Source organism: Bradyrhizobium sp. SOJA106, from assembly GCF_059448745.1.
The window spans coordinates 6443873-6456199 of sequence record NZ_CM182549.1; the positions used below are offsets into that span (position 1 = coordinate 6443873).

10 protein-coding genes are annotated in these 12327 nt (G+C 57.6%); 3 read left to right on the top strand and 7 right to left on the bottom strand.

Going from position 1 to position 12327, the window contains the following annotated elements:
• Positions 1-50: 50 nt before the first annotated feature.
• A complete protein-coding gene (locus tag AC5V87_RS30420) occupies positions 51-326 on the bottom strand; it encodes a hypothetical protein (protein WP_456836756.1) in 276 nt (91 codons plus the stop codon).
• 573 nt (positions 327-899) lie between these two features.
• Positions 900-1433, bottom strand: coding sequence for a tripartite tricarboxylate transporter permease (locus AC5V87_RS30425; RefSeq protein WP_495368686.1), 534 nt, complete (start codon positions 1431-1433; stop codon positions 900-902).
• A gap of 618 nt (positions 1434-2051) precedes the next feature.
• On the opposite strand from AC5V87_RS30425, the gene AC5V87_RS30430 reads away from it, so the two are divergent.
• Positions 2052-4058, top strand: coding sequence for a carbohydrate-binding domain-containing protein (locus tag AC5V87_RS30430; protein WP_495368687.1), 2007 nt, complete (start codon positions 2052-2054; stop codon positions 4056-4058).
• 163 nt (positions 4059-4221) lie between these two features.
• On the opposite strand, the gene AC5V87_RS30435 is transcribed toward AC5V87_RS30430, so the two are convergent.
• Together AC5V87_RS30435 and AC5V87_RS30440 are read right to left on the bottom strand one after the other, a co-directional pair.
• Positions 4222-5340, bottom strand: a complete 1119-nt coding sequence (locus AC5V87_RS30435) for a glycosyltransferase family 2 protein (protein WP_495368689.1) — start codon at positions 5338-5340, stop codon at positions 4222-4224.
• A complete protein-coding gene (locus AC5V87_RS30440; protein ID WP_495368690.1) occupies positions 5303-6373 on the bottom strand; it encodes a glycosyltransferase family 4 protein in 1071 nt (356 codons plus the stop codon). Before AC5V87_RS30440 ends, AC5V87_RS30435 begins: the two co-directional genes overlap by 38 nt.
• Before the next feature lie 449 nt (positions 6374-6822).
• Between AC5V87_RS30440 and AC5V87_RS30445 the strand changes: the two genes are divergently transcribed.
• The gene (locus AC5V87_RS30445) at positions 6823-7101 is read left to right on the top strand and encodes a hypothetical protein (protein WP_495368691.1); all 279 of its coding nucleotides are present in this window, start codon (positions 6823-6825) and stop codon (positions 7099-7101) included.
• A gap of 81 nt (positions 7102-7182) precedes the next feature.
• Here the strand turns inward: AC5V87_RS30445 and AC5V87_RS30450 are convergent, their stop codons facing one another.
• The 3 genes from AC5V87_RS30450 to AC5V87_RS30460 form a co-directional block, all read right to left on the bottom strand.
• Complete coding sequence (locus AC5V87_RS30450; protein ID WP_456836749.1) at positions 7183-7875, bottom strand: class I SAM-dependent methyltransferase; 693 nt, start codon at positions 7873-7875, stop codon at positions 7183-7185.
• 79 nt (positions 7876-7954) lie between these two features.
• Entirely contained in the window at positions 7955-9175 is a 1221-nt protein-coding gene (locus AC5V87_RS30455; protein WP_456836748.1) for a glycosyltransferase family 4 protein, read from the bottom strand.
• Between the two features lie 97 nt (positions 9176-9272).
• Complete coding sequence (locus AC5V87_RS30460) at positions 9273-10115, bottom strand: FkbM family methyltransferase (protein WP_456836747.1); 843 nt, start codon at positions 10113-10115, stop codon at positions 9273-9275.
• Between the two features lie 235 nt (positions 10116-10350).
• On the opposite strand from AC5V87_RS30460, the gene AC5V87_RS30465 reads away from it, so the two are divergent.
• Complete coding sequence (locus AC5V87_RS30465; RefSeq protein WP_495368694.1) at positions 10351-12315, top strand: hydrolase; 1965 nt, start codon at positions 10351-10353, stop codon at positions 12313-12315.
• The last annotated feature ends 12 nt before the right edge of the window (positions 12316-12327 follow it).

Genomic DNA, 12327 nt, shown 5'->3' on the forward strand with positions numbered 1-12327 from the left:
TCCGTGGAGAGCTTGACAGAAGGCCCGGCGGGAGCCGGGCCTTCTGCTCATCACCAGCCATACCAGAAGGGATAAGCCGGTCGATAGTAGCGAACCACCCGATACGGGGGGCCGTAGTAGTAGGGTGGTGGGCCATAGACCGGTCCATAGTAGACCGGGGGCGCTGTGGCAGCCGCCAGTGTTCCGGCGAACAATCCGAGAGCAAGTCCTGGCCCAATTCCCGGACCGCCCCAGCCATGGTGATGCCAATGGGCGGCCGAAGCAGGGGCAACCGATCCAATGAGGAGCGTTGCCGCCGCGACGACTGCAAGAGCAAGCTTTCTCATGTCCCTTTCCTCAACCTCTTAAGCGCTCTGCGCGCTTGCTTCTCTATCGTGCTCCAATTAGCCGAAGCTCGGTTCGGCTATAGAACGAATTAGAACGGTTTGGAGCGAGTTCAAGTAAGTGGTTGACTAAAGAAGGTCGAGAACCGCGGTGACGTGAGGCGCAAACGATTTCGCAAGTCCAGCACGGCGGCGCCAAGTACATTGATCGAGGACCGGTGCTGCCTATTCGATAGCGTAGCACCACGCTCCACGCGGTGTCGGTCACCCGGCGCATCGTCGGCCACTCCCGTCGATAGACGACCAACACGATCAACTCAGCTGCTGGGCCCGCCGAGCCGTCGCGATGAAGAGGCTCTGACGGAGCCAAGGACGGCTCCCCCCCTGCCGATCTCAACCGTTTAGATGCGGCGGTAGCCCACCCTGGGAGAGGTCCCACCCTCGCGTTACGATGCGCCGCAAGCCCCCGACCGTCCCCTATCCCTAGGGGCGAACCTCGGCATCTAGTTCGGGCCGCGCATTACTCTCGCCATCCAAATAGGAGACGGCAAGCGCGGCCGCTTGGACGCCCGTCCGTCAATGCGGTGCGTCGGCCGGCCGCGCCGACGCAGGGACGCGCAGATAGCTGTAGAGCTGCAGCAGGATCAGAACAACGCAAGCGATGATGAATCCGAGGCCGATCGGTCGCTGCAGATAGATCATCAGATCGCCATGTGACAACACCATCGCCCGACGAAAGTTCTCCTCCAGCATGGGCCCGAGCACGAAACCCAGAACAATAGGCGCCACGGGAAATTCGAGCAGAAGGAAGATCGCACCGATACAGCCGAAGGCGGCGACGAGAAGGATATCGAACACGCTATTGTGCGTGCTGTAGACGCCCACCGCGATGAAGAAGAGCGCCGATGGAAACAGGAGTCGGTAAGGCAGACGCAAGAGCCGCACCCAGATGCCGATCAGCGGCACGTTCAACACCATCAGCAACAAGTTGCGACCAGCCCCCAGAAGACATCGGGGTGCTCGGTGATCAATTGCGGCCCGCCGGAGCGCATCGAGAAAATCGCGCGCGTGCTGCGCGCCGAAATCCGCAAGATCGAAAAGATGCTGCACACGAGCTAGACTACCCGTCTGTTTCGGGCGCGAATCCCACGATGTCGTCGGACCCCACAATCAATCCGATCTCGGCGCCGAGCGGGCAGGACACAGGGCCGCGACCCCTGCCATACGCAACAGGACGGGCCCCCGCACAACGCCTGCGATCGATGTAATCGCGGCTCTCTTGAAGAAGCTGAAGCAGGTCGGCGGTCAGGTTCGGCTGCGGATGCGATAACGACATAACGCTCCGCCAGGAGGGATCGTCACACGAAGCTCTTCGACGCCCTGAACGGCGGATGTTATCTTCCCTTTGATCGAGAAGCGACCCACGTCGCTCAAACCGTGATTTGATCATCCCGCACCATCGGTGCCGTGCCACGGGCGCGCTCCTCTTAGCAATCGAGTTTAACGAGCTCCGGCAACGCGCCGCGTAGCTTCGGCTGCGCGTGCTGTGTCGTAGGTGGGCATTGCCGCGGATCCCCCAACTTTGCCCCTCTGATTAGAAATTAGTCAGGAAGTTGTGGCCCATCGGCGTCCGGTCGAATTACACCGTGTACCCCTTGTGCAGCCAAGATCAGATGCGCATAATTCGCTCGGCCGCTTCAATCGACGCTTTCCCAAGTGAGGAGCCCGATGATCGACTTGACAGGCTACAAGCTCACATTCGATGACGAGTTCAACGCGCGGAGCATCTCGCTGACCGGCGCTGGCACAACCTGGGGTGACACGCGAGCGCAATGGCTCGGCGACGCCTTTTCAGACGTCGGCTTCGGCACCAGCTCGTTTGTCGATCCCGGCTCGGGCTATGACCCCTTCTCTGTCTCTCAGGGCGTGCTTTCAGTCACCGCCGTTCCCGATAGAACGCCTTATGGAGTTCCGGGAGCCTGGGAATCCGGCTTGATCACCACGCAGGGACATTTCTCCCAGATGTACGGCTACTTTGAGATCCGTGCGGATTTCTCCAACCTGCCCGGCGCATGGGAAGCGTTTTGGCTTTTGCCCGACCATCCGATCCCGGATCCAGCTGGAGCCGGACACTGGCAGGAGCTCGACGTCGTCGAGAACTATGGCGTCAATGACGCGGCCATCTATAGCGGCATCCACACCACGGACCCGGCGCCGAACCAGAACTGGCAAGCGCTGCTCCAGGTGGCGAGCCTGATGCCGAACCCGGCCGGCTATCATACCTACGGCATGAATTGGGGGCCCAACCAGATCAGCTTCTACGTCGATGGCCAGTTGATCGGGACGCGCGCGACTCCGAGCGACATGCACGGCCCGATGTATCTGATTGCGGACCTCGCTACGCAGTCGCCCGCTTCCGTCCGCGGCGTGCCGATCACCGCCTATATCGACTACATCCGCGTCTATTCTTCGGATCCAAACGCGCTCGCCGTTGTGCACGATACCGTCTCCTCGCCCGATGGATATGATCCCGGCCTCTACGGAGCCCAGGCGGCTTCGCAGACGTTTCCGCCGCCGACGGGCTCCGCGACCGTGATCGGCACCGGACCGGACCAATTGGTGTTGAAGATCAGCGAGGACGCTTATCTCGGTGATGCGCTATATACTGTGTCGGTCGATGGCGTGCAGATTGGAGGCACGCTCACCGCGCACGCCTCCCACGCGGCGGGACAGGACGAACTCATCACGGTGCAAGGCGATTGGGCTCCGGGCGACCACACCGTGCTGGTTCGCTTCCTCAACGACCGCTGGGACGGTACACCACAGAGCGACCGCAACCTCTATGTCGACGGTGCGACTTACAACGGCGTCAACGATGCAGCCGGCGCGATCGGAAACGCCGTAGGACAGAGCTTCCTGTTCACGGACAAGTCAGGCGGAACGACAACGCCGCCGCCCACCACACCTCCGACGACGACGGGCTCCGCGACCGTGATCGGCACCGGACCGGACCAATTGGTGTTGAAGATCAGCGAAGACGCTTATCTCGGTGATGCGCTATATACTGTCTCCGTCGATGGCGTGCAGATCGGAGGCACGCTCACCGCGCACGCCTCCCACGCGGCGGGGCAGGACGAACTCATCACGGTGCAAGGCGATTGGGCTCCGGGCGACCACACCGTGCTGGTTCGCTTCCTCAACGACCGCTGGGACGGTACACCACAGAGCGACCGCAACCTCTATGTCGACGGTGCGACTTACAACGGCGTCAACGATGCAGCCGGCGCGATCGGAAACGCCGTAGGACAGAGCTTCCTGTTCACGGACAAGTCAGGCGGAACGACAACGCCGCCGCCCACCACGCCGCCGACGACGACGGGCTCCGCGACCGTGATCGGCACCGGACCGGACCAGCTGGTGTTGAAGATCAGCGAGGACGCTTATCTCGGTGATGCGCTATATACTGTCTCGGTCGATGGCGTGCAGATCGGAGGTACGCTCACCGCGCACGCCTCCCACGCGGCGGGACAGGACGAACTCATCACGGTGCAAGGCGATTGGGCTCCGGGCGACCACACCGTGCTGGTTCACTTCCTCAATGACCGCTGGGACGGCACGCCACAAACGGATCGTAACCTTTATGTCGATCAGGCGACCTACAACGAAGCGGTCGTTCGGGGAGGAGCGATCGGAAGCGCGGTTGGACAGACCTTCGTCTTCCACGACTTGCTGTGATGTTGCGGCCAAAATGGCCGTGTTCCAACGCTGGGTCAAGACTGCCGAGGGCCAGTAACGGTTGGGCCAATTGAGCGTCAGCACTCATCATCCGACCTCGAATGATCCCTTCGCACTCCTCGGTCACATGGCACAGCCCTGCCATTGAGAGGAGGCCCGACAGCTATTCTCGCGTTAGACTACTGCGGAAAGCAACTGAGATCGCGCGAACATAGGTTTTGGCCGATCGATGTCCGCTGTGGGACCGAATGGCGAGCAATGCCTTGGCTGCCCTGGTCGGCAAAAAAGCCCCGAACACGAAGAACGCGGCCATCGCAAGCTTTCGAGCGTGCCCATAGGGTTCCACGAGAAGCCCTACGAGTAGCGCCGCAACGCTGATGGATCTTCGGGCTCTCCCCGTCACGATCTCAAGGCAATATTCGCGCTCACGATAGTAGAAGGCTTGTTGCGGCTGGATCAGCTCACGTCCGGGCGCGAAGCGCCTCACAATGTCACGGAGGTGCTCTGTGCGAAGCACGAATCGCCTCATATCACGCTCGAGCACGGGTGCCGTCGGAAGCTGCCCGAGCTGAGAGTCATTTCGGCCATGCACGCGATAATGCCCCAGCTCTTCGGAAAGGCTTACAACATCGCCAAACAAGGGCGCAGCAAACAGAATCACCCCGTCAACTGCTTTGTCGTAGTTAACTTCCCGCAGCAGTTCGCACACGTCACGGCGAAATACATTGCCGGAGGTTGGCGGCGTCTTATACACACCGCGCCTGAGCACTTCGTCCAGCACGCGGTCTCGCTCTCGAAACGAATCTAATGAGCAAAATGGACCCAAAGGATTGCCGTCAGCATCGATCAGTGTAAGCCCAAATTGCACCTTCGCAACGCGCTCGTCCAACTTGTCGAGGAGCTTCGTCAGTGAACCTGGCTTCAATTCGTCATCGGCATCGAGGAACAATATGAAGGGTGCTTGCGTGCTTGCCAGACCGTATAGGCAAGCCCCCAGCTGCCCCCGATTCTCGATCTTGAAAGCTTTGACGCCGGAGCGGGAAATAGCCTCCCAAGAATGGTCAGTTGAGCCGTCGTCAATGACCACAAGTTCGCAAGCATCGCACTTCTGGTCCAAAACGCTTCTGATCGCGCGTTCGACGAAAGTTTCATAATTGAAGCAGGTAATGATAACAGCCAGCTTGGGAGCAAGACTTGCACCCGTTCGCGTGAGGGCCTCGAATGGATTGCCCAATGTGTCTGTTTCAAGCGCGTCCATGAACATGCCGGGAAGCTTCTTCATAAATCTGAAGCGTTTCACGGGCCACCCGATCTATTGTAAGAAAATCGAGATTGATTTGACTGTTTTTCTTCCACTCCAGCACGGCTTGTTTGTCCTCCAGCAAGGAGCGCAGCACTACGGCAAGCCCCGCCGGATCGCCCGTCGGAACGAGGATCCCCGCTCTGCCGCCATCGAGCATTTCAGGAATTCCATCCACGTTACTCGCGACAATAGCGCAACCAGCTTCGCGCGCCTCCGATAGTACCAGAGGAGCGGGATCGGCATGCGACGGAAGCACGAAAACATCTGCCCCGAGCAGAAATGGAAAAGGATTGTCTTGAGCACCCATGAAGGTGACCGCCTCCGCACACGCCATCGAGCTCACTTGCGTCAAATACTCGGCCCGGTGCGGACCATCGCCAACGATGTACAAATGCGCGGTATGGATGACCCTGTGCACCGCCTCGAACGCGGAAAAGAGGTCAGCGAGACCCTTTCTCGGATGAAGGCCGCCGACAAAAACCACTGCGGGCGATCGAAGTGAGGCGGGACTACGATCCTGTTTTTCGAGCCGTGCCGCACCGATTGTTCCATTAAGCACAACGCGGATCCGCGATTGTGGGACACCGCGTTTTCGCATTGAAGTCCCGACGGCAGCGCTGACGGCGATTACTCGTGCGCCAAGCCCCATGAGAATTGCACTTCTCTCAAATTCGTTGTGCACGGTTGTGACCAGTGGAATCTTGAGCAGTTTGCAAATTGGCCAGGCAAGCACGGCACTCGTCATCATGTGGGCGTGCACGATGTCCGCTCGCCAATCACGCGCGAGCCGATACAGCAGTGATGCGCCGTCGACGAGCTTCTTCGGTCGACGCTCAATGCTCACCTGCATTGTTTCTACGTTGTTCGAGGCGAGCAGCAGATCAAAATCGCCTCCGCTGCTCGCAACAGCAACCTGATGGCCCAATTTGGCCTGGGCACACGCTAAGTCCACGGCGGCATGAACGTGGCCATTCAGGCGGCGCGTATGGTTGAGCAATTGCAAAATGCGCATCGAAACCTGCTTGAACCCACGTCCCGATCAAGATGAGCCTAATGTTCGGCTTGGCAATGGCAAAGCACAGTTTATAGGCTGAGAGTGCGACGTCCATTTGCATGACCACCCGACGCGCAAATATGCAGCAGCCCGCGAGACGCCGGTTGGCTGCAAGCGAACAGCTCAACCGAGAGAAGAAAGGTACGAGTTCTGTTGCGAGCTACGTGGCTCTGAGGTATCATTATGCCAGGGTCGGGTGGCAAGAGAATGCTGACGCGCTGGAGTACATCCACAGAATCTCCGTTTTCGCCCCAAGTTTAGGCTGTCTAGTATACGGCAGGTGTGATCTTGTCGTGTGGATCAGGTTTCGTTAGACGATCGATCACCGCCGGGCAGAGTTGCTGGCGCGCGGTGACGCACCCACCTCAATTCTTCTGAAGAGGCTTCGCACGCCTCGAAGGCACAGCATGGAATACGCCGCAGTTGGGCTGGCCATTTTCGGAGCGCTCTTTGGACTCCGTTTCCGATTCCGCGTATTACTACCCTTCCTTTTGCTCTTGTTGTTTGTCTCGCTCTTTGTTGCGTTCGGGCAGCGGCTCGGTACGGGTGAAACTGTGCTGCTAATCGCAGCCGCCCAGGTCATTTTGCAAGCCAGCTACGTCATTGGACTCGCAGCTCGCCGCATTTTTCCCGCGACGCACCACAAGCTGCCTGCGACAGACAAGCTTCCAGTGACGGAAAAGTAGTTGACTCCCGATAACGGCGGCCGGTTGAGCCAGTCCGTGGCGTGATAGCCATGATTGCGATGGATGAGGCGGCGCGCATCCTCACGTCGCAACGACTAGCAGCGAGTATCCGCCAAGCAATCGGACTGCAAGATCAGGTTCAGCAGCAAAGAGCAACCGACGCGGCAAGCGCATCAGACGACTGGTCAAGGCTTGGTTCGGCAATTCCAGGCGGCTGGCCGTATAGCAATGGTCTACAATCGTGTAACCGCAATCCTCAAGGGTCGCCAGCGCAGACTGTTTGAAGAAATAATGAATGTGGCCCACGTTTCTTCTGAGTTCAGCAATCGGCCACGCTCGCAGAATGGATTGCGCGGATAAATCCAAAGGGATGTGAAAGACCTTGAATTTACCAAAAGGTCGCAATCGCTTAATGAACGAAATGTAGTCCTCCACATGCTCTATGACATCAATGATAAGCACAACGTCGAATTGCAAGTTGGGTTCGTTCAGCAGGTCCTTCAAGTAGAATTGCGTGTGCTGCGTCGCTTTCGGTGCTGCCCGCCGGAATGCATCAGGTGAGACTTCGTAGCCTGACAAGCGCGCTGTAGGAAACGTTCTTTCTAGATTCAACAGAATCTCACCGGTCCCGCACCCGATTTCGCATATATGCTCGTGCGGCAGGTTGTTTCTTTTCATTATGCGCTCGATTTGGCCGGCCTTCCAAGGCGCATCTTCCTCGTGCCACGTAGGGTTGTTCTTACCATAGCCGTCCCCTTCGTATAGCTCTTTCATTGTAGAGATCCCTTCTTGCTTAAACTGTCACGCATCAAATTCGGCAGATGAAGCAGGGCCGCATATTAGAAGACAAAGCTCAATCAACGCGGAGCCGGTATCGATCGACCGAGCTGCGCAAACTGTCCGCCAACTGAGCATACAGTACCTTGGCGTCATAGTGCGTTCGTACGGTCTCGATGGCGGCCCGACCAAGCAATTGACGATTTTTCCAGGCGTCAAGGATGGCCGCAGCCAATGCCTTCACGTCGCCGACAGGGAACAGAAGGCCATCGACACCAGGCGTCACAAGCTGCTCGAATGCTCTGATCCGGCTGAGAACCACGGCCGCGCCACACGCCATCGCTTCTAGTACTGCGAGAGCGACCGCCTCGTTAGCCGAGGGCATCGCATAAACTCCGCAATTGCGAAGAAACTCGCGCACGTCAGATCGACCGACAAACCCGCGAAATCGAACTCTGCCGGACAATCCGAGACTTACAACAAGCCTATCCAAAACGTCTCTATCCGGCCCTGTGCCCACGATATCCAAGGTCCATTCGTCCGGCAGTTCGGCTAAAGCCCGAATGAGATCGCTGGTCCGCTTTTGCCTGTTCGTCAACCGCGCAATTGTCAGGATAGTCTTGCCCCGCGTTGCGGCGGCGTCCGGAAAGAATTGGGCGACGTCACACCCATTCGGCTGCAGTCGGGATCGACCACCATAATGCCTGACGACGTCGCATTCGCGTTCGGTCTGGCTGTAGCAAAGCGCCGCACTCGAAAACGCCCGGCGCTTGAAGAGCTTTACGACACGGTCCGGCAACCCGCCGTGATCTGCGCCGACTACCGGCACATCGACTCGCCCTACCAGATGATCGAACCTTCCACTCCAGTACTCTTGAACGTACAGAAGATCGATCTCGTCTTCTCTCAAGGCATGGTTAAGGGATTGCATGAAGGCGATCGTGTTCAGCCGTTCCTCGGCATAGAGAGACCAACGCGTCCGGCGGATCAGCCGCTTCACCCATATGCGCTCGATCAGATTGTACCATTCGTCGAGCGGCAAAAACCGGACGGCTATGCCGAGATCCGTGTCATATCTCCCGGCCTCGCGGAGTGACGGAATGTAGAGCAATGGACTGATGCCATTTTGCTTCAAACCGCGCGCGTAGTACCACGCCCAGTCATTTCGGTAGCTCGCAAGATAGCTCGATCGCGTCTGATGCAGGACCCAGCCGAAGAACCCTTCGAACGAACTGCAGCTGAGCAACATTGCAACGTTGATGGAATTTCCCCCACCCATGGGTTCAAGCGCCGACATGGCGAACACACCCCACATGCGTCGCTTGCGCCTGGTTCATCGCAATACACCCCAGCTCATCGACTGCTGCGCATTGGCGGATAGGGCGGACGAGCGATCAAGCGTCGCGGCCGGCCATTGTTCGCGATCCATTTCGGTCGCTCCCCGCACCCGAGCGTACGTACCAGCCATCCCATTGAGAGAACTCTTTGAAAACCCGTGTGTATCCGTGTCTCGTCAAAATCGCGTCAATTGCCGCCTCGGTCTTCCTGTTCTGCTCCACCGAGATAAGATCTATTGCGTACCGCGAGAAGTCGAAGGCACGTAGAATGTCGTATTCGCTGCCTTCGGTGTCGATGGACATGTAGTCGATCTTCGCAGGCGCGTCGTGATCGACAAGAAGCTGATTGAGGGTCACAGTCTCGACTTGTATTTCCTGGCCCGCCGATCGCACCTCTGCGAAATGATCGCCACCAGCGAACTCGGCGACGCCGCTCAGCTCCGGATCAACAGAGTCCGTTATCAAGAAGCGTACCTTCGTACCCGAGCTTGAGCTGACACAGCGTCGATCGATGCTCGAACTGCGATTTTGCATGAGCGCCGAATGCCAGAGTGGATTGGGCTCAGCTACAATGCCTTTCCAGCCGTACTTTTTCTCCAATAGCCAGGTGTTACTATTCAAAATTCCATTGGTTGCTCCAAACTCGACAAAATAGCCTCCGCGCCTCTCGCCAAGCTCGTACCCCACCCAGAGGTCCTGGAGTATCTGTGATCGGGATTGATGGCGGTTCAAGAAGCAATACGCCAAGAACCGAATCTCCTCCATTTGGCTAAAGCGCTCAACCTCAACACGTTGCAGGCGGATCGCATTAAACATCATCCTACGGAGCGAAGGACTTTTCGCCGCCTGACTAGCAAGGGACGCAAGCGCCGAGAGGCCGCGCTTCGCAAAAACTGTCATCGTCTTGCTCTAAAAAATTCGCCCAAACAACTCGTCTTCAACATCGACCAAGCACATCAGCACAACTCTCATCAACGCTACTCAGCGTGGTCGACTTGAATTGGCACGCAAAATGCTACAAGGGATCAGTTGATATGGGCAACAGCTAATTTTGGAACCTTGTAGTGCAGATCATAACTGCAGGCATTCGGTGTTTTGAAGTGAGGTAGTCGTCACCAGTTTGGAGTTTTCGATTATGAGTCCACAGGAACTTGCTGCGTCCATCAGCTCTTCCGGTGCGATCGATCTGATTTCGACTGATGTTTTCGATACGCTTCTCTTGCGAACAACGAGATCCGCTCGCTCACGCATTAGGCAAGGTGAGCATTTATTCAGCAGATCTCTTGCCGCGCGCGGGTGGCAGATTGAGCCATCCTTGCTGATGACCGCGCGAGCTGAAGCGGAGCGGCTGGCATTTAGGGCACTCGAAGTCGGTAGATCCGGCGAGGTCCGATTGACGGACGTCATCGGACGGCAACTCAAAATGTTGGGCCTTCCAACCTCGGAGGTTGCAACGAGATTGGCGATTGAGCTGAACGTCGAAAAAACGTCGCTTATCCTAAACCGCCATTTGGCCAACGTTCTGCTCGCGCAGCGTTATGCAGGTCGTCGTATCGTTGCCGTCAGCGACACCATGCTGTCGTCCGAAAATGTGCGCGAACTAATTCGTCACTTTTACGTCCGGGATCTCATCGACCAGATCTACACCAGCGCCGATTGTGCACGTACGAAGCGGCAGGGCGATCTATTTCCTCATGTTGCGGAAACAGAAGGCGTCTCGTTGAGCCGCATCCTGCATATCGGCGACGACGTCCGAGCCGATGTGAGGAACGCGTCAGCACATGGCATCACCGCCATCCATACACCTCGCCCGATTTGGCTTGGCCATCTTCGCAAGGCAAACGGCGCCTTGGCCATGATGAGGGTCGCCCTCTCGTCCAAGAACCGCTTTGCAAGACGACCGCCGGCGACTCTGGAAAATGCCTATGCGTTTGGACGTTTCGTCCTTGGGCCGATCGTTACGCAATTTTGCCTGCGCATTTGGCTTTATGCCGCCGAAGTTGAGGCCCACGACAGATCTGCGTTGTTGTTCTGCGCCAGAGGGGGTGTCGGAATTAGGGAAGCCTTCGAGCGGGTGCTCGCAAGACTTTCTCTTCCCCTGGGAATGCGGCGGGACAATATCATGGTTTCGCGACTGGTCGCCGCGCGAGCCGCAATTCTAACGCGCAGTTCTTCAGCGGTTGAGGAAATTGCCCGTGAATTCCGCGGTCGCTCGTTTTCAGACGTAGCGAGCGCACTCGGCGGACGCCGGTACAGCCTTCCAGACCGATGGAACAAGCCGTTTGTCGCGAGTGACTTTCTCGAAATGCTTTTTGATAATTCCGCTAAAGAGGTGTTGTCCGACATACGGCAGCAAAATGCCCTGTTCGAGCGCCACTTTTCAACGCTTCGTAACGATTCCTCACGGATACTACTTTGTGACACAGGCCTTTATGGCAGCACTCAGCGCCTGCTGGCGAGCGCCTTCCCCGCACTTAATATCGAAACCATTCAATTCGCGCGGGCGAACTACAAACAACATGGAGAGGAGCATTTCCAAAAGGTCGCTGGCCTAGTGGTAGAGCGGAATTGCTATAGCCCTCTCGACGTTCACTCATGCGTGTTGCGGTACTGGCATCTCATCGAGAGCCTTTTTGAGCCGGCGATTCCTTCAGTTCGGTTGTTCACGGAAGGCGGAGGGGACGAAGTTGCGGCCAACTGCGGCGACATCCGGTACGGGTTCATTGATCCAAGCCACAGAAACGATCTCCTCTCGGGAACACTGACTTACATCGATGAGCTTTCGATCGAAGGCGCAGCCAAAGCATCGGCGGATGCCGAGTTGGCTTGGCTTCGCCTGAAGAAGGCCATCACACGGCCGACCGCCGGAGTGTTGCGTTGCCTCGACCTTCCCGGCCGATCGGTGGACTTTGGCCGGCCAGATGTCCTGAACGTGTTTGGCCCACGTCAAGCTGAACCGACGTTTAGCAGATTGGCATCGCTCCGAGCCGAATTGTGGCGCGAAGGCGCGATAGCTCGGGAATTTCCCATCCTAAAGCATGCTCTCCTGCCTATGCTCGATTCCGTGCACTCAGTGCGAGCGGTGATAGCGCGCCCATGATGAAGGTTGTCA